19 protein-coding genes and 2 tRNA genes are annotated in these 21123 nt (G+C 70.5%); 6 read left to right on the top strand and 15 right to left on the bottom strand.

Annotated elements, in window-relative coordinates; all coding sequences use genetic code 11:
• The first annotated feature begins 41 nt into the window (after positions 1-41).
• Positions 42-422, top strand: a complete 381-nt coding sequence (locus tag ACEN96_RS10500) for a YkgJ family cysteine cluster protein (protein ID WP_495587959.1) — start codon at positions 42-44, stop codon at positions 420-422.
• Here the strand turns inward: ACEN96_RS10500 and ACEN96_RS10495 are convergent.
• A complete protein-coding gene (locus ACEN96_RS10495; protein WP_495587958.1) occupies positions 412-1665 on the bottom strand; it encodes a tetratricopeptide repeat protein in 1254 nt (417 codons plus the stop codon). The genes ACEN96_RS10500 and ACEN96_RS10495 overlap by 11 nt on opposite strands.
• 124 nt (positions 1666-1789) lie before the next feature.
• Positions 1790-4567: an alpha-1,6-glucosidase domain-containing protein gene (locus tag ACEN96_RS10490; protein WP_495587957.1), complete on the bottom strand. Its 2778-nt coding sequence runs from the start codon at positions 4565-4567 to the stop codon at positions 1790-1792.
• Positions 4568-4772: 205 nt separating this feature from the next.
• On the opposite strand from ACEN96_RS10490, the gene ACEN96_RS10485 reads away from it, so the two are divergent.
• Positions 4773-6497, top strand: a complete 1725-nt coding sequence (locus tag ACEN96_RS10485) for an alpha-amylase family glycosyl hydrolase (protein ID WP_495587956.1) — start codon at positions 4773-4775, stop codon at positions 6495-6497.
• A 90-nt stretch (positions 6498-6587) separates the two neighbouring features.
• Positions 6588-8444: a glycoside hydrolase family 13 protein gene (locus ACEN96_RS10480; protein WP_495587955.1), complete on the top strand. Its 1857-nt coding sequence runs from the start codon at positions 6588-6590 to the stop codon at positions 8442-8444.
• A gap of 25 nt (positions 8445-8469) precedes the next feature.
• Here the strand turns inward: ACEN96_RS10480 and ACEN96_RS10475 are convergent, their stop codons facing one another.
• A complete protein-coding gene (locus ACEN96_RS10475; RefSeq protein ID WP_495587954.1) occupies positions 8470-8955 on the bottom strand; it encodes a hypothetical protein in 486 nt (161 codons plus the stop codon).
• A 348-nt stretch (positions 8956-9303) separates the two neighbouring features.
• On the opposite strand from ACEN96_RS10475, the gene ACEN96_RS10470 reads away from it, so the two are divergent.
• On the top strand, positions 9304-9927 hold the full coding sequence (locus tag ACEN96_RS10470; protein WP_495587953.1) for a hypothetical protein: 624 nt from the start codon (positions 9304-9306) through the stop codon (positions 9925-9927).
• Between the two features lie 24 nt (positions 9928-9951).
• Here ACEN96_RS10470 and ACEN96_RS10465 read toward each other — a convergent pair whose 3' ends face one another.
• The 10 genes from ACEN96_RS10465 to ACEN96_RS10420 all read right to left on the bottom strand — a co-directional run bounded on the left by ACEN96_RS10465 (position 9952) and on the right by ACEN96_RS10420 (position 17785).
• Positions 9952-11358 carry a hypothetical protein gene (locus ACEN96_RS10465; RefSeq protein WP_495588589.1) on the bottom strand — a complete coding sequence of 469 codons (1407 nt, stop codon included), beginning with the start codon at positions 11356-11358 and terminating at the stop codon, positions 9952-9954.
• 49 nt (positions 11359-11407) lie between these two features.
• Positions 11408-12517 (bottom strand): NAD(P)/FAD-dependent oxidoreductase, encoded by a 1110-nt coding sequence (locus ACEN96_RS10460; protein ID WP_495587952.1) that lies wholly within the window; start codon positions 12515-12517, stop codon positions 11408-11410.
• A 30-nt stretch (positions 12518-12547) separates the two neighbouring features.
• Entirely contained in the window at positions 12548-13396 is an 849-nt protein-coding gene (locus tag ACEN96_RS10455; RefSeq protein ID WP_495587951.1) for an NUDIX hydrolase, read from the bottom strand.
• Between the two features lie 86 nt (positions 13397-13482).
• A complete protein-coding gene (locus ACEN96_RS10450; RefSeq protein WP_495587950.1) occupies positions 13483-13620 on the bottom strand; it encodes a hypothetical protein in 138 nt (45 codons plus the stop codon).
• 92 nt (positions 13621-13712) lie between these two features.
• Positions 13713-13787: transfer RNA gene (locus ACEN96_RS10445), tRNA-Val, on the bottom strand.
• Between the two features lie 47 nt (positions 13788-13834).
• A tRNA-Val gene (locus ACEN96_RS10440) sits at positions 13835-13909 on the bottom strand.
• Positions 13910-14019: 110 nt separating this feature from the next.
• Positions 14020-14775, bottom strand: coding sequence for a DNA polymerase III subunit epsilon (gene dnaQ / locus ACEN96_RS10435; RefSeq protein WP_495587949.1), 756 nt, complete (start codon positions 14773-14775; stop codon positions 14020-14022).
• A 51-nt stretch (positions 14776-14826) separates the two neighbouring features.
• Complete coding sequence (lgt, locus tag ACEN96_RS10430; protein WP_495587948.1) at positions 14827-15648, bottom strand: prolipoprotein diacylglyceryl transferase; 822 nt, start codon at positions 15646-15648, stop codon at positions 14827-14829.
• Positions 15649-15728: 80 nt separating this feature from the next.
• A complete protein-coding gene (locus ACEN96_RS10425; protein ID WP_495587947.1) occupies positions 15729-16796 on the bottom strand; it encodes a tetratricopeptide repeat protein in 1068 nt (355 codons plus the stop codon).
• 14 nt (positions 16797-16810) lie between these two features.
• Positions 16811-17785 (bottom strand): LysR family transcriptional regulator, encoded by a 975-nt coding sequence (locus ACEN96_RS10420; RefSeq protein ID WP_495587946.1) that lies wholly within the window; start codon positions 17783-17785, stop codon positions 16811-16813.
• A gap of 104 nt (positions 17786-17889) precedes the next feature.
• Here ACEN96_RS10420 and ilvD point away from each other — a divergent pair, with 104 nt between their 5' ends.
• Positions 17890-19599, top strand: a complete 1710-nt coding sequence (ilvD, locus tag ACEN96_RS10415; protein WP_495587945.1) for a dihydroxy-acid dehydratase — start codon at positions 17890-17892, stop codon at positions 19597-19599.
• Positions 19600-19690: 91 nt separating this feature from the next.
• On the opposite strand, the gene ACEN96_RS10410 is transcribed toward ilvD, so the two are convergent.
• Complete coding sequence (locus ACEN96_RS10410; RefSeq protein ID WP_343641532.1) at positions 19691-19939, bottom strand: TIGR04438 family Trp-rich protein; 249 nt, start codon at positions 19937-19939, stop codon at positions 19691-19693.
• Between the two features lie 151 nt (positions 19940-20090).
• On the opposite strand from ACEN96_RS10410, the gene ACEN96_RS10405 reads away from it, so the two are divergent.
• Entirely contained in the window at positions 20091-20402 is a 312-nt protein-coding gene (locus ACEN96_RS10405) for a c-type cytochrome (RefSeq protein ID WP_343641530.1), read from the top strand.
• 130 nt (positions 20403-20532) lie between these two features.
• Here the strand turns inward: ACEN96_RS10405 and ACEN96_RS10400 are convergent, their stop codons facing one another.
• Positions 20533-21060 carry a helix-turn-helix transcriptional regulator gene (locus ACEN96_RS10400; RefSeq protein ID WP_495587944.1) on the bottom strand — a complete coding sequence of 176 codons (528 nt, stop codon included), beginning with the start codon at positions 21058-21060 and terminating at the stop codon, positions 20533-20535.
• Positions 21061-21123: the final 63 nt, after the last annotated feature.

Genomic DNA, 21123 nt, shown 5'->3' with positions numbered 1-21123 from the left:
CCGCGCCGCCGTCCCTGCCCTTTCCCATCGCCTGCCCCGCCATGTCCGCCATCGCCGACAACCCCTGCACCCGCTGCGGTGCCTGCTGCGCGAGCTTGCGCGTCGACTTCTCGCGCCAGGAGCTGCTGAGCGAAGGCGGCACCGTGCCGGACGGCCTGGCGGTCGAGGTGACGGAGTCGACCTGCCGCATGCGCGGCACCGACCACGCGCGGCCGCACTGCGCGGCGCTGCAGGGGAAGGTCGGCGAGCGCGCCGGCTGCGGCATCTACGAGTGGCGCCCGTCGCCGTGCCGCGAATTCGGCATGCGCGCGCCCCTGGGCCTCGGCGACGAGGCCTGCGCGCGCGCGCGCGCCACGGGCTGCCGCCGCTCAATCCCGTCTGAACGGCGCGGCCCGGCCGCGCCGAGCCGCCTCAGCGCATGATGGTCGGCGCCTTCGACATCTTCGCCCGCAGGCTGTCGAGCTTGGCCGCGTAGAGCTGGCGCTGGCGCACGGTGATGCTGTACTCCTCGGCCTTGCCGAGCTCATCGCGCACGATGTCCCACTTGCCCAGGCCGACGTTGGCCAGCGCCATCCAGAAATGGAACTCGTGGTAGTAGGCCGAGCGGTCGATCTCCTTGGCGAAGAAGTCCCGCGCCTTGGCGTACTCGCCGGCCTTCATCGCGGCCAGGCCAAGGTCGAAGAACTTGAACGGCGGATAGGGCTGGAGCTCCGCCAGCTTCGTCTCGAGCTGCTGCGCCTCGGCCAGCCGGCCCTGGAAGCGCAGCGACTGCGCCAGGTTGGACATCGCCTGCAGGTTGGAAGGCTCGCGCTGCAGCACGGCGCGGAAGACGCCCTCGGCGATCACGGTGTCGCCATGACGGCGGTAGATCACGCCCAGCGTGTTGAGCGCCGTCAGCAGCCGCGGGTCATGCACCCAGGCGGCGCGGGCCCACCAGTAGGCGCGGGCCAGCTGCCCCTGCGACATCAGCTCCGCCGCGCGGTTGTTGAGGTACATCGCGACGATGGTGCGCTCCTCCAGCGGCATCGCGCGCTGGCGCCCGATCTGGGCCCCGGGCAGGAAGTCGACGATCAGCGTCGGCTCGTCGCTGCCCAGCACGCGGAACTCCGTCTTGCGCCGGCCCAGCGCGATGTTGACGTGGTTGGACACCACCTGCAGGTCGCCGACGCGGCTCCATTGCTCCTCGTCGTAGATCTGGCGGAAGGCCACCGGCAGCTCCAGCTCGCGCGCGAAGGCGGCCGTCATCATCGCCAGCGACAGGCAGTTGCCGGCCTTGGCCTCGAAGGCCTCGGCGGCGGTGCGGGTGGTCTCGGCGTCGTACTCGAGCTGCAGCTCGCCGCGCGTGTACAGCGCGTCGAGCAGCGCGTGGCGCATGTCGCGCGCGTCCATCGTCAGCGTCGTGTGCGCGCCGGCATTCGGGATCCGGCTGCGCAGGAACTCGCGCATCTTCGGCGTCATCGTGATGACCTGGTCCGGATCGATGACGTCGGTGGAGGCCGGGAACAGCGCGTCGTGGATCAGCGGCGCGGTGTCGATGCCGGGGCCGGCGTCGCGCGCCGGCGTCGCGCAGCCCGTCATCAGCGCGCCGGCCAGCAGCGCCGCGGCCAGCAGCAGCGGCGCCCTCAGCGCCTGGAACCCCTTCAGGACCGGAATCGTCGTTCCCATGACCATCTCCAAACACGGCCTCTGACAGGGCCGCTGAGCAGCCATGCTAGTCCTGCCGCGCGGGATGCGCACGCTTGTGCGACGGATCGGGTCTTCCCCGGCGCGAACGCCGTCACGCGGCGGCTCAGCGCCGCTCGACGACGAACACCGCCACGCTGCGCGCCGGCACCTGGAAACGGCCGGTGGCGGGGTCGGCGCAGGCCTGCGCCCTCACCCGCGTGTCGGCGGCGGACGCCGCGCGCTGGACCGGATGCAGGCGCCAGGCGAAGCCGGCTTCCTCGGGCACGGTCAGGGCCGCCGCTTCGGCATTGGCGTTGACGACGTAGAGCAGCCGGTCGAAGACCGCGTCCGCGCGGCCCCGGCCGTCGAGGCGGCCGACGATCACGCCCGGCTGCTGGCCCGGGCCCGTGTTGTGGAAGACCAGGCGCTGCTGGATCTCGGCCGGATCGGCCAGGCGCAGCAGCGGCGTGCTGGCGCGGATGCGCAACTGGTCGAGGAACACCCGGCGCGTCCAGTCGATCTGCGCCGGCCCCGGCTTGATCGCGGGGTCGGCGAGCAGCGGGCGCAGCAGCGCGTCATCCCGGCCGCCGTCGCCCGGCGGCGGCAGCCCGGCGCCGAAGCCGTTGTCCCGGCCGGACCAGTCGAGCCGGTTGAACCAGTCGCCCGAGTCATAGCTGTTGCGGTCCAGCGATTTGGAGCGCAGCAGCTCGCCGCCGGCATGGAAATAGGCGACGCCCTGGCTCAGCGCGTTGATGCCGAGCGCCACCGCCTGTGTGCGGGCACGATCCTCGGCGGAGGTGGCGCGCGGCAGCTTCAGCACGAGCGCGTCGAAGAGCGTCTGGTTGTCGTGGTTCTCGACGTAGTTGACGACTTCGGCGGGCACCGACGCGTAGCCGGCCGGCTGGTCGCCGTAAGCGAACTGCCCGCCGGCGGTGCGGCGGCCGTCGGCGGTCTCGAACGGGTAGCCGCGCAGCGTGCCGGCCATCGCGAGCTTCAGGAGATCGCCCTGGCGCAGCAGCTCCTCGCGGCGCGCCTCGCTCCCCTCGCCGCCCGGCGCGGCCGGCACGATGAAGCCGGGCCGGCGCATCGACGTCGCCGCATCGTCCCCGGCCGCGCCGCCGCGCACAGCGTCGCGGCCGCGATCGCTGAAGGTGCCGATGCCGGTTCCGTTGAGCGACAGCTGCGAGGCCTGCACGAAGCGCGCGCTGCTGGCGACCTCGCCGAAGTTCCAGCCCTCGCCGATCAGAGGCACCTCGCGGCCGAGCTCGCGCTTCAGCCGGGCCTGCAGCTGCTCCATCACCGCGCGCGGCTGGTGGCCCATCAGGTCGAAGCGGAAGGAGGCGATCTTGTACTCGCGCGCCCACAGCACCACCGAGTCGATGAGCAGCTTGCCCATCATCCGGTGCTCGGTGGCGGTGTTGTCGCAGCAGGTCGATTGCTCGACGCGGCCGGTGGCGTCCAGCCGCTGGTAGTAGCCGGGGACGATGCGGTCCAGCACCGAATGCGGACGCTGCCCCGACGCGGACGTGTGGTTGTAGACGACATCCATGCCGACCCGCAGCCCGGCCGCGTGCAGCCCCATGACCATCGAGCGCAGCTCGCGCACGCGGACCGCGCCATCGTTGGCATCGCTGGCGAAGCTGCCCTCCGGCGCGCTGTAGTGGTACGGGTCGTAGCCCCAGTTGAAGCAGTCCCTGTCGGCGGCCGCCATGACGGCGGCGCGCTGGACCGCGCTGTCCGGCGCGGCCTTCGGCACGCGCGGAACGACGCAGCCGCGCTCGGGCACCGTGGCCAGATCGAAGACCGGCAGGAGATGCACGTCGGTCAGCCCGGCGCGCGCAAGCTCGCGCAGATGCCGCATGCCCAGCGAGTGGCGCTGCGTGAAGGCCAGGTACTTGCCGCGCATCGCCTGGGGGACGCTCTCGTCGTCGCGCGAGAAGTCGCGCACGTGCAGCTCGTAGATCACCATGTCGGTGGGCGTCTTCACGCGATCGGGAATGCGGCTCGCGGCCCAGCCCGCCGGCTTGAGCCGCGCCTCGCCGGGATCGGCGACGTAGCTGCGCGCCGAGTCCGCCGACAGGCTCACCGAATAGGGATCGGTCACGAGGTTGCGCACCCGGCCCACGCCGGGCACGAAGACCTCCACCAGGTAGCGGTAATACGCGCCGCCGCGCACGCCGGGAGCCATGGCGGACCAGATGCCAGTGCTGTCGTCACGCACCAGCGGCAGGCGCGCGCGGGCGGCGCTGTCCGGCCCACCGTAGACGCAGAGCTCGACGCGATCCGCCGTCGGCGCCCACAGTTTGAAGCCCGCCCCCGCGCGCGTGAGCGAGACGCCCAGCGCCGGTTCGTTCTCGGCCGCGGCGAACAGCTCGTCCAGCGCGAGCGCGCTTTGCGCCGCACTCCAGCGCAGCACGCGGCCTTGCGAATCCTCGATGGCCACCAGCGTCTGACCGCGATGCATCGCGGCCAGCTCGCCAGGCTGGCCCGCCTCCGCGAGCGCCAGCTCCGCGCCGTCGCCCAGATAAGCGCTGCGGGCAGCGAGCTCTCCGGTCAGCGGCTGCGTCGAGGGCACCAGCGTGAGGCTGTGATCGGCGCCGGTGATGCGGTCGCCGACCAGTCCCAGCGCGCCCGTCGCCGAGTGATGCAGCCGCGCCACCTGCCCGTCGGCCAGCGACACGCCCGGCCAGCGCAGGCGCCGGGCGTCGAGCCAGACGGGCTGCGGCGCCGGCTGGGCCACGGCCAGCGTGGGAGATTGCGGAGCGAGCAGCGTCCCCGGCTCCGCCTGACAGGCCGCGAGCGACTGATCAGCCGCCGCCCGCGCCGGCAGCGCGCTCAAGCTTGGGATGGCCAGGGCGGCCATCAGCGGCCAAAGGCGGAACAGGCGGGCGGACGCTGCCATCGGGTCTCCATCGACATGTTGTTCTGCGACGGCGCTCGCTCGAATTTCGATCTCGCGCCTTCCTTTTGATAGTAGCAAAACTACAAACCATGGAGATCAGGACTTCCATTCATAGGTCATTCCTTCTATGCTGCCGCGCAAAGCCGTTCCAAGACCACGGACGAATCTGTACTTTTGCTACAGACAAGAACATGGAAACCCAGAGATGACCCGCCGCCCCATCGCAGTCGCCGCCTTGCTCGCCGCCGTGGCGAGCGTGGCGGGCCTGAGCGTCAGCCTCCCCGCCCGGGCCGTGCCGCCGGGTCCGGTGGCGGCCCCCGTGGATCTGTCGCCCGTGGCGGAAGTCCGCGGCCGCAGCACCTTGCCTGACGGCTGGCAGCACGGCGCGTTCATCGAGATCTTCGTGCGCGGTTTCCAGGACAGCGACGGCGACGGCATCGGCGATCTGCGCGGCGTGATCCAGCGGCTCGACTACCTGAAGGACCTGGGCGTGAAGGGCATCTGGCTGATGCCGATCACCGCCAGCGCCGACCGCGACCACGGCTACGCCACCACCGGCTACCGCTCGATCGAGCCGCAATACGGCACGCTGGCGGACTTCGACGCGCTGATCCGCGAGGCCCACCGGCGCGGCATCGGCGTCGTCATGGACTACGTGATCAACCACGGCGCGCGCGAGCATCCGCTGTTCCGTGCCGCGGCGGCGGATCCGGCGAGTCCGTGGCGCGACTGGTTCGTGTGGTCGTCGCAGCCGCTGCCGGCGCTGCGGGGCTGGGACATCTGGGGCCACACGCCGTGGTACCTGCCCGGCGAGGAAGTCCCCGAAGTGGCCGAAGGCGCGAGCGCGCTGCCCAAGCCCGACGCGCCGGCGGGCACGCCGCGCTACTTCGCGGTGTTCGGGCCGCACATGCCCGACTTCAACATGCGCAACCCGGCGGTGGTGAAGTACCACGCGGACAACCTGCGCTTCTGGCTCAACCGCGGGCTGGACGGCTACCGCCTGGACGCCGTGCCGCACCTGATCGAGAACAGCGCCAGGGACTGGAACGACCAGCCCGAGAGCCGCGCGCTGACCGGGTGGTTCACGCGCCAGATCAAGCGCTATCCGCGGCGCTTCGTCGTCTGCGAGGCGACCGCGGAGCCCAAGGTCTACACCCGCGAAGCGCTGTGCGGCAGCGCCTTCGCGTTCGGGCTCGAGCGCGCGGTGATCGACGCGGCCAAGGGCGGCGACCACGCGCCCGAGGCGGTGGCCCAGGTCGCGCGCTTCTTCACCGAGGCGCCGCCGTCGATGGCGACGATGCTCAGCAACCACGACATCTTCGCGGGCCTGCGGCCGTGGGATCAGTTCGGCGGGAACGAGGCCCGCTACAAGCTCGCCGCCGCGACCTATCTGCTGCTGCCGGGCACGCCCTTCCTCTACTACGGCGAGGAGATCGGCCAGGCCGGCGTCACCGGCCTGCCGGGCGACTCGCCGCTGCGCGCGCCGATGAGCTGGACCGCCGACGCGCGCGGCTTCACCAGCGGCACGCCCTTCCGGCCGGTCTCGCCCAACATCGCGACGCACAACGCGCAGGCGCAGGCGGCCGATCCGGGCTCGCTGCTGAATTTCTACAAGGCGATGCTGGCGCTGCGCAATGGCCAGCCGGCGATCGCACGCGGCAGCTACGAGGCGCCGTTCGCGCTGGGCCGCGTGCTGGGCTTCCAGCGCGCGTTCAAGGGCGAGCGCGTGCTGGTCGTCATCAACTACGGCCAGGACGCCGCCGAGGTGGCCTTGCCGGGCCTGCCGCCGAAGGCGCGATTGAGCGCGCTCCACCCTGCTCCGGCGCCAGTCTCCAAGTCCACGCCGCCTGCGCCGTTCGCCGCCGATGCGCTGGGCCGGCTCACGCTGCACGCCGCGCCGCTGTCGGTGCAGGTCTTCCGTCTTCGCTGAAGGGAGCGCAGGATGCCCGCCATGCCCACCGTCCACCCCGCGCGCCGCCTTTCCGCGATCCTCGCTTCCCTCGCCCTCAGCCTGTTTGCCATGACGCACACTCCCGCCGCCGCCGCGACGGCCGCTCCCGTCTCTTCCGCCGCCGTGACGCTCGACCGGGTCGAACCGCCGGACTGGTGGGTCGGCATGAAGTCCCCCGAGCTGCAACTGATGCTGCATGGCGCCGGCATCGGCGCGCTGCAGGCCGAGATCGCGCCGATGGCCGGCGTGACGCTGATCGGCGCGCGGCGTGGCGACAGCCCCAACTACCTGTTCATCGACCTGCGCATCGACCCGTCGGCGCGGCCCGGCACCTTGATGCTGCGGCTCAAGCGCGAGGGCCAGGTCGTCGTCGAGCACGCCTATCCGCTGCGCGCCCGCGCGCCCGGCTCGGCGCAACGCGCGAGCTTCGGACCCAAGGACGCGATCTACCTGGTCGTGCCCGACCGCTTCGCCAATGGCGACCCTCGCAACGACGTGGTCCCCGGCATGGCCGAGGGCCTGCGCCGCGACGATCCGGGCGGGCGCCATGGCGGCGACCTCGCCGGCCTGACGGCCCATCTCGACTACATCGCGGCGATGGGCTTCACGATGCTGTGGCCCACGCCGCTGTCGGTGAACGACAGCCCGCAGTGGAGCTATCACGGCTACGGCGCGACCGACTTCTACCGGGTCGATCCGCGCTTCGGCACCAACGCCGACTACGTGCGCCTGGGCGTCGAGGCCAAGCGCCACGGCCTCGGGTTGATCCAGGACATCGTGCTGAACCACATCGGCGCGCACCACTGGTGGATGGCGGACCTGCCGACGGCGGACTGGGTCAACCCCTGGCCCCAGTACACCGAGACGCATCACGCGCGCATGTCGCTGCAGGACCCCTACGCGGCGCCGAGCGACCGCAAGCGCTTCAGCGACGGCTGGTTCAGCCCGGGCATGCCCGACCTCAACCAGCGCCAGCCGCTGGTGGCGACCTACCTGACGCAGATGAGCCTGTGGTGGATCGAGACGGCGGATCTGGCCGGCGTGCGGACCGACACCTACAGCTATTCGGACAAGGACTTCCTGGCCGCCTGGTCGAAGCGGCTGAAGGACGAGTACCCGCGGCTCAACATCGTCGGCGAGGAGTGGAGCCCGCATCCGGCGGTGGTGTCGTACTGGCAGGCCGGCAAGCGCAACCACGATGGCTACGTGTCGTCGCTGCCCAGCCTGATGGATTTCCCGCTGCAGGAGGCGCTGCTGGCGGGGCTGAACCAGCCGGATTCGCACGATGGCGGCTTCACGCGGCTGTACGAGGCGCTGGCGCACGACTTCGTCTATCCGGACCCGGCCAACCTGGTGCTGTTCGAGGGCAACCACGACACGCCGCGCACCTACAGCGTGCTGCACGAGGACCTGGACCTGACGCGGATGGCCTGGGCCTACCTGGCCGTCGTGCGGCGCATCCCGCAGTTCTTCTACGGCTCGGAGATCCTGATGACCAGCCCGCGCCATCGCGACGACGGCGCGGTGCGGGCGGACTTCCCGGGCGGCTGGGCGGGCGACAAGGTGAACGCCTTCACCGGCGCGGGGCTGACGGAGCGCCAGGCCGGCGCGCAGGCGTGGCTGAAGCGGCTGCTGAACTGGCGCAAGTCGGAGCGGCTGGTGCATGAGGGCGCGCTGATGCAGTACGCGCCGATGGCCGAGGCCTACGTGCTGTTCCGCTACGACGCGGCGCGGGGGCTGGCTGGGAAGCGGCTGATGCTGGTGCTGAACAAGGCGCGCGAGGCGCGCGAGCTGGATCTGGCGCGTTTCCCGGAGATGCTGCGCGGCGGCGAGACGGCGCTCGACGTCATGACCGGCGAGCGCCGGACGCTGGGGCGCTCGCTGACGCTGCCGGCGAGATCGGTGACGCTGCTGTCGATCGAGTGACGCGCGCAGTGGCCGCGGCGAGGGTTCAGTCGCGCTCGGTGCACAGCGCGCCCAGCAGCAGTCCGCCAGCCAGCGCGAGGTAGACGACACCGAGCCGGGGCGGCGTGAGCCGCTCCTCGAAACCGGGCGTGAGGCGCTTGGGCACGAGCAGGTAGTCGGTGACGATCGCGGCGCCCGTGAGGGTGATCGCGTCGGTGGCGGCGTTGAGCGGCGTCGGGCGGCGATGCCAGCCACGCATCAGGCCGTAGAGGCCGCCCCAGAACAGCGCGGACGCGACGTGCGTCGTGACGCCCACCGCCGTGTGGCGCAGGTTCAGTTCCTCCGACTCGAGCGCTTCGTCGCCCCACAGCCAGTGGCTGGGGGCGTTCAGGCCCGCGACGGCGCGATGGCCGCTGGCGCGGCTGCCCCATGCGACGGCGAGCGCCGACAGCAGGCCGGAGGCGAGTCCGGCGATCAGCGATTCGCGCACCAGGTCCGCGGGACGGAGGCTGCGCAGCGGGAAACGGGTCATGGCGGAATTCCTTGGTCGAGTCAGCGGAGCCGCCGGCGGGAAGCCGGCGCGAGGAAGCCTGGGGCGGGCAAGACCGGCTCCCAAGGCGCGATCGGTTCCAAATGCCCTTGCGGCTCTATCGTTCCTCCCCAGACCGAGGACGCCGGTTTTGCGAATTCCTCACAAGGAGTTTCCCGGAGATATTCGCAGGAATCATTCAGGAAACCCACTCATCAAAGTCAGTTGAGCGACGTCTTTGCTGCGATGAGGCCTTGGGGAAACCTCGCTGAAGGCAATAACCCTCAGCCCTCGACCGGGAACTTCACAACAGACTGCTTTCGCCGCCGCTGTTGAAAAGCTTTCCTGGAAATGAAATCAAGCCTGCTCGCCTTGGCCCTGCTTCTCCCCGCCCTGACCCACGGCACCACGCTGCGGCACGATATTGCCGCCCGCGCGCTCTGGGTCTCCGATGGCGCGCTGAAAAATTCAGACATCCGGCGCATCGAAACCCTGCTCGACGTTCATCCGGAAATCCACACCCTTCATTTCCGAGATATTCAAGGCGGCAATTCACTGCTCGTCCGAATCGTGCTTGACGAAAGTCTGCGATCCCGCGCCGTGGAGGTCCATGGCCGGTGCGCCGGAGCCTGCGCGATCGCGGCGCTCACGAGCAGAGCGCCGGTCCTGCACCGGGACGCCACGCTGACGATTCGCGAGCAGTGGGGGTTCTATCGCTATGTCGCGACGACCGCGCATCGGGATGAGCTGACGGCGCTCCTGGCGCTCAGGCTGCCAACAGTGCCGCACGCCCTGCTCGAGGGCGCCGTGAACCGGCTCTGGCCGCATGACCGGGAACTGGTGCTGCGGCCCGCGGGCGACGGCTCGGCCTCGATCGACGTGACCCATTGCGAGCCCGCGCCGACGCGTTGCGTGCACGTCACCACGCTCAGGCCGGGCGACTCGGCCATGAAGGTCGCGCCGCGCGCGCCATGACCGGCGAATGCGCCCGCGCTCCGCTCAAGGCCGATCGCGCTCCGCGACCCGCGTCTCCAGCGCCTTGGGCTGATAGTCCGGCTCGAAGCGGCAGGTCGATCCCAGCTTCGCCCTGGCCTGCTCGCAGCCCGCGGCGATCGACGCCGCGGTCGGCTTCCTCCCCTGCGTGACCCACGCGCCCAGCGCCTCCATCAGCGCGGCGTACGTCGGATCGCTCAGGTAGCTGTGATCCTTGTCGCCCGTGTAGGTCTGGACCAGCGCATCGCCCCGCCCCGCCGCCGCCATCGTGCGGCCGAAGCGCTCCTGCAGCTCCACCATCGCCGTCGGATCGTGGATCGCATGGACCGTCAGCACCGGCACCGGGATCTTCCCGCTCAGGTCCGCGTCCGCCGACAGCATCGCCACTGCCTTCGGGTCCGCGCGGTAGCGCGCCACACCGGCGTTGAGCGCGGCATCGTCGTCCGACCCCGCGTACACGGCGCCGGCGTTGCCGAACGGGCTCGCGCCGCCGGTGCGCTGGGTCACGATGTCCTGGAAATGCCAGGTCGCCCAGTTCAGATGCGACTGGATGCTGCGCTCCGGGATATGGATCACGTCGACGATCGTCTTGACCTTCGCCGCCTGCTCCGGCGTGCGCTCCGCCGCCGGCTTGTCCAGGCCCAGGCACTCGTCGACGCGCCTGGCCAGCTCGTGCTGCTTCAGCGTCGAATCCGCGGGAAGGCCGATGTTCAGCGGGTACTGCGGCTCGCTGGCCAGCGGATGGTTGTGGCACAGGGACTGGTAGACGACCCGCAGGTCGAGCCGGAAGTCGTAGCTGCGCGTGCCGCCACCCAGCACGCCCGAACTCAGCAGCACCGCGTCGTACGGCTTGCCGTCGGCGAACAGCTCCGCCCCCTTCGCCGCGACACTCGCGCCCCACGATTGGCCGTGCAGGTAGACATGCCGCGGCTTGGCGACCTTGGCGATGAACAGGCGCCGCAGGCGCTCGGTGTCCTCGGCCGCGGCCGTCACCGCGACGCCGCCCTGCCGGTAGCTGGAAGCCGCCCAGGCGTAGCCCAGCCTCGGCATGATCGACCAGCGCGTCAGGTCCTCCGCGACCCGCTTCGCGGTCGGCGCGCCCAGGAACGGCCCGCCATGCGCATGCACGACCAGGTCACCGTTCCACGCCTTCGGCATCGCGATCAGGTAGAACGCGCCGGCGCTGTCCTGGCCGGACAGGCAGGTCGTGCCCTCGCCCACACCGGCCGGACAGGCCGTCGGCGCGGGCGCCGGTTCGGCGGCCACGTCGAGGCGGGCGCCATCCGGCGTCCTGGTGGCGGCAAGGCCTGGCACCCATGCGGCGATGAGCGCGCCGCCCGTGAACGCGAGCGCGAGCGCCGGCGCGACAGCGCCGCGAAGGCGCGAGAAGGAGATCTTGCGATGGATGGGCATGAGGACGGTCATGGTGGAGTTCCCGCGTTGCTGCCGCTTGAAGGCCGTGTCAGAAAGTGTGGCGCTGGACCACCTCTTCCGCGATCGCGAGCGCGCTCGTCAGCCCGGGCGACTCGATGCCCATCAGGTTGACCAGACCCGGCACGCCATGCTGCGCGGGGCCGTCGATGCGGAAATCGGGAGCCGGCGCGTGCGGCGCGTGGATCTTCGGCCGCACGCCGCTGTAGGCGGGTTGCAATGCCCCGTCGGGGAGCGCGGGCCAGTAGCGGCGGACGTCGTCGTAGAAGACCTCGGCGCGCGCCGGATCGACGGTGTAGTCGATGTCCTCGGGGCGCTCGACGTCCAGCCACTGCGCATCGGGCCCGAAGCGCGCCTGGCCGCCGAGGTCCAGCGTCAGGTGCACGCCGAGCCACGCATCCTGCGGCAGTGGATAGACCAGACGCGAGAACGGCGCCTTGCCCTGCAGCGCGAAGTAGCAGCCCTTGCTGAAGCGCGCGGGCGGCACGGCGGGCAGGCCCTCGATCGCGGCGGCGACAAGCGGCGCATGCAGCCCGGCCGCGTTGACGACGATGCGGGCGCCGAGCGTCAGATCGGCGGTGTCGACGATGTGCCTCCGCCCATCGTCATCACGCCGCACCGCGCTCACCGCCGCGCCGAACGCGACCGCGCCCCCATGTCGTTCGAGGTCGCCTTGCAGCGAGAGCATCAAGCCATGGCTGTCGACGATGCCCGTCGATGGCGACAGCAGCGCGGCCTCGCAGCGCAGTTGCGGCTCGAGCGCGAGGGCTTCATCCCGCGTGAGCCATTGCAGGTCGTGGACGCCGTTGATGGCCGCCTTCGCCTGCAGCGCGCGCAATCCCGGCACCTGCTCGGGCGACGTCGCCACCACCAGCTTGCCGCAGCGCCGGTGCGCGACCTGATGCGACTCGCAATGCGCGTAGAGCAGCGCCTTGCCGCGCACACACAGGCGCGCCTTCAGCGAGCCCGCAGGGTAGTAGAGCCCGGCATGGATGACCTCGCTGTTGCGCGAGCTCACGCCGGTGCCGATCGCGTGCTCGCGCTCCAGCACCAGCGTCTCCAGGCCGCGCATCGCCAGCGCCCGGCCCACCGCGAGGCCGACGACGCCCGCCCCGATCACCACCGCATCGACTTGATCCATGACCGCCGATTGTGCCGAGCCGGCCGGCGATCAGCCGCGCAGGTCGGCGAGCGCGTGCGGATGCTGAAGGCCGAACGCGCTGACGGCGGCGGCGTCGTGGCTGAACTCGCCCGCGGCCAGGCGCTGCGCGAGCGATTCGAGATCGAGCGTGAGGAATTCGCTGACCTCGCCGTCGCCGTTGCGCGGCGTGAAGCCGGCGGGCAACTGGAGGCTGAACACATGAAGGATCTCGTCGTGGAGGCCCTCCGGCTCCATCCGCGTGCTGCGCAAGGCGCCGCGCGGCTGCACCGAGGCGCTGATCGTCATCGGCACGCCCGCTTCCTCGAGCAGCTCGCGGCGCGCGCAGGCGACGAGGTCTTCATCGGCGGGCAGGCCGCCGGCGGCGAGGTTGTCGAGCCGGCCGGGATCGGTCGCCTTGGACATCGCGCGCCGGCCGCAGACCAGCCGCGCGCCGGGCAGGAAACCGTTGACGTGGACCGCTCGGCTCATCAGGCCGAAGAAGCGGAACGCGGCGCGCTCGAGCCGGAAGAGCACGTCGCCCCGCTGCGCGCGGGGATCATCGACGGGACGTTCACAGGCGAAGCGCTCGCCCCGCCAGCCGGGGATCGCACCGCGCGCCTTCAACGCGAGCGCGACAGCGCCGATACGCTCCGATCGGGCCTCGGCACCGAGGCCCCGCGCGTCCCACCAGAACGCGCCGTCGCGGCGCTCGAGTTCGGGCCACGCCTGGGCGAGCAAGACCTGGCGCATCGGATGCACGCGGCCGATCTCGAGTCCGTCCAGCCGCAGCGGAATCAATCCGTCCGGCAACGGCTGCCGCGCGAGCTGCAGGCAGCGCGGCATCACCGCGACGAGCGACGGGGGCAGGAAGGTTTGCATCGGGCAATTCTCTCTGCCGCTCCCTCGGAAATGACTGGAATGTGCGAGAGACGCGCCCCCTTGAACGCAGGATGATCGCGCTCCTTTCAGGAGACGCACATGCCCAGCAACGAAACAAGGAACAAGCCGGCCGTCATCAGCCAGATCCGGAAGGTCACCTCGTCCGAGTTCTTCTGGACCTTCGTCGCATGCCAGGCTTCGACGATGGCTATCGCGCTCTCCATGTTTGCCTGCTTTGTCTCCGCGATCGAAGAGGCTCGCGCTGGAAAGGCCCACAAAGAAAAAACCCCGCCAGCTTGCGCTGACGGGGTTGTTCTGGTGGGCGGTGCAGGGTTCGAACCTGCGACCCCTGCCGTGTGAAGGCAGTGCTCTACCGCTGAGCTAACCGCCCGGTATTCGGACCGGGTTGCCGGATTTCGCGAGACATCGACAAGAACTTGGTGGGCGGTGCAGGGTTCGAACCTGCGACCCCTGCCGTGTGAAGGCAGTGCTCTACCGCTGAGCTAACCGCCCGGTCTTGTCACCCTCAGCCACCGCTTTCGCGCCCGCCGGGGATGTCCGGGAAAGTCGAAGATTATGCCATGAGTTTTTGACGCCACTCAAGAACTCTTTGAGATTCACGCTCAAGCCGCCGTCGCGGCCTCCGCCGCCACGGCAGCCTCCGCCACCGCTTCCACCTGCCAGATCCGCTTGCCCCCACTGGCCTTGTCCAGCTCCGCCAGCACCTTGTCGTGCATCGCCAGCTCCTCGGCCGTCGCCGCGATCACCGGCAGATCGAAGGCGCTGAAGTCGATCGCCGCGATCTCCATCGACCCGCCCTGCCCCGGCGTCGACGTCCCGCTGTCGTCGATGACCAGCGAGTCCTGGCCGCGCGTCAGCCGGATGTAGACCTCCGCCAGCAGCTCCGCGTCCTTCACCGCGCCGTGCAGGCCGCGGTTGCTGTTGTCGACCTCCAGCCGGCGGCACAGCGCATCCAGCGAGTTCGCCTTGCCCGGGAACATGTCCCGCGCCATCAGCAGCGTGTCGCGCACGCTGCCCACGCATTCATGCAGCGGCGCCCGCCCGCAGCGCTTGAGCTCCGCGTTGATGAAGCCCACGTCGAACGCCGCGTTGTGGGCCACCAGTTCCGCATCGCGCATGAACTCCAGCAGCTCGTCGACGACGTCCGCGAACTTGGGCTTGTCCGCCAGGAACTCGCTGCTCAGCCCGTGGACGCGGAAGGCCTCCTCGGGCATGTCGCGCTCGGGGTTCAGATAGAAGTGCAGATGCCGGCCCGTCAGCTGACGGTTGACCATCTCCACGCAGCCGATGTCGACGACGCGGTCGCCCGATTCGGGATTCAGGCCGGTGGTTTCGGTATCGAAGAAGATCTGACGCATGTCTCGAAGTCTCGTGTGCGGAGCGCCCGCCGCCGCGGGCGCGCGAAGGACTCAGCGGGCCGGGGCCGTGCCCAGCCGCGCCTGCCGGCGATAGGCCCAGAGCATCATCAGCGCGCCGCCGGCGATCATCGGCGTGCTCAGCCACTGGCCCTGGCTCCATCCGAAGGCGCGCAGGCCCAGGAAGGCATCGGGCTCGCGGAAGTACTCGGCGGTGAAGCGCGCGATGCCGTAGCCCAGCAGGAACAGCCCCGACACCGCCGCCATCGGCCGCGGCTTGCGCGCGAACAGCCACAGCACGATGAACAGCAGCACGCCCTCGCCCAGGAACTGGTAGATCTGCGACGGATGGCGCGGCAGGCCGTCGGCGGCCTGCGGGAAGATCATGGCCCACGGCAGGCTGGCGTCGGCCTGCCGGCCCCACAGCTCGCCATTGATGAAGTTGCCCAGCCGCCCCGCCGCCAGGCCCGTGGGCACGCAGGGCGCGACGATGTCACCGACCTCCAGGAAGTGGAAGCCGCGCCGCCAGGCGAAGAACGCCAGTGCGATCAGCACGCCCAGCAGCCCGCCATGGAAGGCCATGCCGCCCTGCCACACGGCGAAGATCTCCAGCGGATGGCTCAGGTAGTAGGCCGGCTTGTAGAACAGCACGTAGCCCAGCCGCCCGCCCAGCACCACGCCCAGCACGCCGTAGAACAGCAGGTCGTCGATGTCGCGCCGCGTCCAGCCGCGCGCCGCGTTCCAGGGCTTGCTCACCATCCGGTTGCCCAGCCACAGGAACAGCCCGAATGCCGTCAGGTACATCAGCCCGTACCAGTGGATCGGCCAACGCCAGATCGTGAAGGCCACGGGATCGAACTGGGGGTGCACCAACATGAGAAAGCTTGAGCGGGGCGGGAAGGGCCGAATCATAAGGGCCCGGCATCCGGGCCCGGATTGGACAGCCCGGCGGCGCGTCAGCCGCCCGCGCCCAGCGCGGCAAGCTGCTTGCGGCAGTCCTCGACGTCGCCGCTGCTGCCGCGGCGGTTGTCGATGCAGCGCTGCAGCGCGGCGCGCGCCTCGGCCTTGTCGCCCCTGGCCGCCAGCGCGCTGGCCAGGCGGCGGTCCAGGCCCAGCTGCTCCGCGCCCTGCAGGCCGCGGGCGCGCTCGAAGGCGGCCACCGCCTTGTCGTACTGGCCCAGCGCGTCGTACGCGCGGCCCAGGTTGTAGGCGCCCATCGCCTGCGCCGGCTGGCTCTTGAGCAGCTCCTCGAACCAGGGCACGGCCTTCTCCTTGCGGTCGCTGTACATCAGGTTGCGGCCATAGTCGCTCCACAGCACGCGCAGCTCCAGCAGCAGCTCGGGACGCCGCGTGCTCACCGCGCGCAGCTCCTTCTCCACCGCCGTCCAGTCCTTCTTCGACGCGGCCACGCGGGCCCGCATCAGATGCAGCTGCGCCTGGTCCTTCACGTCCTGCTCGAGCGCGCGCGCCTTGGATTCACCGCCGCCGATGAAGCCCGGCAGCGCCAGGTAGTACTGCTGCAGCGCGCTGCGCGGCTCGGGCGCGTCGGGCAGCAGCGCCATCGCGCGCTGGGCCAGCTCGCTGACCCGGCCCAGCGAGCCCAGCGCCTTGAACTTGCTGCCGCCGCGCGCCTGCATCACCAGCGCGAGCGCCAGCGCGTAATGGCACGCGCCTTCGCCCGGCGCCCGCTGCACGCACTGCTCCAGCCGCTGGGTGTTCTGCTTCAGCACCGACGGGTCCGCCAGGTCCAGCTGTGCCAGCGCCAGCGCGGCCACCGCCTGCGCATCGTCGGGATCGGCCTTGACGCGCTGGCTGGCCAGCTTCTCGAGGTCGTCGGCGCGTCCGGCATCCAGCAGCGACTGCAGCTCCTGATCCTTGAACACGGCGGCCTGCGCCGGCGAGGCGAAGGCGAGGCTCATGAGCATCGAGAAACCGGTGACGACGCAGATCGCGCCGATCAGCCGGCGCAGGCGGCCATGCTGGCCATCGAGGCGGCAGCCATGGGAATCGCGGGGAGTTTTCACGGGCGTACTTCCTTTCAACGGCGCATGGTCGCAGAACTCCGCGATGGGCGCACGCGCGCCTGGGAACGTCCTCCCGAGGCATCGCCCAACGCCTGCGGCAACTGGCCGCGCACGTGTTCGACGAACCGGTGCACCACCGGCGACGCGTCCGGCCGCCAGATCAGGCTGGTGTCACAGGCCGGCACGCGCGCGGCCGGCCAGGGCTGATAGCGCACGCCCGGCCGCTGCAGCGCGCAGACCGACTGCGGCACCCACGCCACGCCCATGCCCGCCGACACCAGGTTGACGATGGTCTGCATCTGGATGGCCTCCTGCGCGATCTGCGGCGTGGCGCCATGCGCGCGGTAGAAGCCCAGCAGCGCGTCGAACAGCGACGGCGCGATCTCGCGCGGGAACACCACCAGCGGTTGCCGCAGCACCTCGTCGAGCGCCGGCGCCGCGCGCCCTCGGCGCTTCAGTCCCCAGTCCTGCGCATGCGCGAGCACCAGCGGCTCGGTCGAGACGATCAGCCGCTCGAAGCCCGCCGGCTCCGCGCCCGGCGCGTGGATCACGAAGCCGGCGTCGAGCTCGCCGGACTCGAAGCCGCGCAGTTGCACATCCAGCGTCGCCTCGCGCAGCGCCAGCTGGACGCCTGGCAGCGCCTCGCGGAACAGCCGCAGCCAGCGCGGCATGTCGCCGTAGCCGACCGTCGAGACGAAGCCCAGGCTCAGCCGCCCCGCCTCGCCGCCGGCGGCCGCGCGCACGCGGGCCGGCACCTGCTCCGCCTGCTCCAGCAGCCGCGCGCCCGCCTCGACCAGCGCCTGCCCGGCCGCCGTCAGCGCGACGGCGCGCCGGCCGCGCTCGAGCAGCGGCACGCCCAGCTGCGCCTCCAGCTTCTGCACCGCCAGGCTCAGCGGCGGCTGCGTCATGTGCAGCCGCTGCGCGGCCCGCCCGAAGTGCAATTCCTCGGCCAGCACGAGGAACTGGCGCAGCGGACGCAGTTCGAGCATCGATACATCCCATGAATCAAAACGCCATCAACTATATATTGGACCCGCTTCATGACGCGGCGCATACTGGCCGGCTCCAAGCATTCCCCGCCAGGATCCGCGCCATGACCGACGCCAAGAACGCCCCCCACGACGACGCGCCCAACCGCCGCTCCAAGCACATCACCGAGGGCGTCGCCCGCGCGCCCAACCGCTCGATGTACTACGGCATGGGCTATCAGGAGAGCGACTTCGGCAAGCCGATGATCGGCGTGGCCAACGGCCATTCGACGATCACGCCCTGCAACTCCGGCCTGCAGAAGCTGGCCGACGCCGCCGTCATCGGACTGAAGGCGGCCGGCGCGAACGCGCAGCTCTTCGGCACGCCCACGATCTCCGACGGCATGGCCATGGGCACCGAGGGCATGAAGTACTCGCTGGTGTCGCGCGAGGTCATCTCCGACTGCGTCGAGACCTGCGTCGGCGGCCAGTGGCTGGACGGCGTGATGGTGATCGGCGGCTGCGACAAGAACATGCCCGGCGGCATGATGGGCATGCTGCGCGCCAACGTGCCGGCGATCTACATCTACGGCGGCACCATCAAGCCCGGCCACTACAAGGGCCAGGACCTCAACATCGTCAGCGTCTTCGAGGCCGTCGGCCAGTTCAGCGCCGGCAAGATGAGCGAGGAGGACTTCTGCCAGATCGAGAAGCGCGCCATCCCCGGCAGCGGCTCCTGCGGCGGCATGTACACCGCCAACACGATGAGCTCGGCCTTCGAGGCGCTGGGCATGTCGCTGCCCTACTCGTCCAGCATGTCCAACGTCGAGGACGAGGTGGTCGAGAACACCCGGCGCGCCGCCGACTATCTGGTCCAGGCCGTCAAGGCCGACCTGAAGCCGCGCGACATCGTGACGAAGCAGGCGATCGAGAACGCCGTCGCGGTGATCATGGCCACCGGCGGCTCGACCAACGCGGTGCTGCACTTCCTGGCGATCGCGCACGCGGCCGAGGTCGAATGGACCATCGAGGACTTCGAGCGCATGCGCAAGAAGATCCCGGTGCTGTGCGACCTCAAGCCCAGCGGCCGCTTCCTGGCCGTGGACCTGCACAAGGCCGGCGGCATCCCCGCCGTGATGAAGCAGCTGCTCAAGGCCGGCCTGCTGCATGGCGACTGCATCACCATCACCGGCAAGACCGTCGCCGAGAACCTGGCCGACGTGCCGGACCTCTCGCCGGAGCAGGAAGTGATCCGCGCCGTCTCGGACCCGATCTACGCCGAAGGCCACCTGGCGATCCTGAAGGGCAACCTGTCGCCCGAAGGCTGCGTCGCCAAGATCACCGGCCTGAAGAACCCGGTGATCACCGGCCCCGCGCGGGTCTTCGACGACGAGCAGTCGGCGCTCGCCGCGATCATGGCCGGCCAGATCAAGGCCGGCGACGTGATGGTGCTGCGCTACCTCGGTCCCAAGGGCGGGCCCGGCATGCCGGAGATGCTGGCCCCGACCGGCGCGCTGATCGGCCAGGGCCTGGGCGAGAGCGTCGGCCTGATCACCGACGGCCGCTTCTCCGGCGGCACCTGGGGCATGGTGGTCGGCCACGTCGCGCCGGAAGCCTACGAGGGCGGCGCGATCGCGCTGGTCAAGGAAGGCGACGCCATCACCATCGACGCCCATCAGCTGCTGCTGCAGCTGCATGTCGACGACGCCGAACTCGCGCGCCGCAAGGCCGCCTGGACCCAGCCCGCGCCGCGCTACACGCGTGGCGTGCTGGCCAAGTTCGCGAAGAGCGCGTCCAGCGCCAGCTCGGGCGCCGTGCTCGACAAGTTCGAATAAGGCCCTCGGCCAGAGCGGCATCGGCGTCCGCGCCGATGCAACAAGCGCGGGGCCTCAAGGGCCCCGCTCTGCATGGAGGGATGCGAAGGGCTCAGCGCCGCTTGCGCTGCTTGTCGCCCTGGCCCAGCGCGTCCATCGAGCGCTGGCGCCGCTCCTCCTTGCGGGCGTCCATCTTGTCCATCTCCTTGCGCTTGGTGTAGCCGGACTTGTCGGCGAATTCCCACCACAGCACCGCCAGCACGAAGGGTGACAGCACCCACCACCAGCTCAGGCCGCCGACCGGGCCGAACTCGATCAGCTTGAGCAAGATCAACAAGACACCGATCACCACAAACCACATCGTCGTTCTCCTCTCGCCGCGCCCTGGCCGCGCGGTCCCCAACACTACAATCGCCCGAGCCCGGACACCCCCCGGCCGGCACGTCCGCCTCGCGGGGCGGCTCCGGTGACCCAGGGTGCCGATTCTTCCCGGCAGGATCTGAAAGGATGCCATGAAAAACGCCTTGTTCGTCTCCGCGGCCCTCGCCGCCGCCCTGGCCGCGCCCAGCGCCTTCGCCAACCAGGAGCTGGCCCAGAAGAAGAACTGCATGGCCTGCCACGCCATCGACAAGAAGCTGGTCGGCCCCGCCTACAAGGATGTCGCGGCCAAGTACGCCAAGGACAAGGACGCGGTGAAGAAGCTGGCCGAGAAGATCCAGAAGGGGGGCTCCGGCGTCTGGGGCCCGGTCCCGATGCCCGCCAACACGCAGGTCAGCCCGGCCGAGGCCGAGCAGCTCGCCAAGTGGGTGCTGTCCACGAAGTGACCGGCGGCGTCTCGCGCGTCTCGCACGCCTTACGCGCCTTCCGCGCCCCTCGCGACCAAGGCCCTTCGGGGCCTTTGCTCATTGCGGCGGATGCCAGGGCGTCCCGTCCCGGGCGCCCTGCCCCGCGCCCTCAGGCCACGAGCCTGACCAGCTCCTCGCGCCGGCTGTCGTCCAGATGGCGGCTTTCGCGGGCGAGGTTGATGGCCTTGGCCACCGTCGACAGCTCCAGCACCGCCTCGTCGATCTTGTAGCCGCCGCGCCCCTGCATCCACCGCAGCACGTCCCACAGATGCCAGACCGAGGACGAGTTGCCCTCATGGATCGGCGACGGGAAGCTCATCGGGTGCGTCAGCATCAGCTTGCGCATGTTCTGGCGCGACACGCCCACCAGCGACGCGACATCGGTCAGCCCGACCATGTCCGGCCCCGCCTCGATCAGCCGCGCCCCCGGCAGCGCCTTGCGGACATCGCGCAGCGCGCCCAGCAGGGCCTGCTCGGCCCGTTCGGCGATCCGGGTGAAGCTGAGCATCAGCCGGCCTCTCAACCCCACGGCGATCCGCGCATCCCTGCAGCCGATCGATGCCAGCCGCTGCATCAGCGGCTCCTCCTCGCAGTCCTGCGGCGGCATCTGGTACTTGAGCGTGAACACGTATTCCACAAGTGACTCCTTTTATGAATCCCGCTCCGCCCTCGACGGAACGGAGCGGATTCTTCGCCTGAG

It is taken from the genome of Roseateles sp. Mitsp63 (genome assembly GCF_059491535.1).
This window is presented reverse-complemented; position numbering and strand designations above follow the sequence as displayed.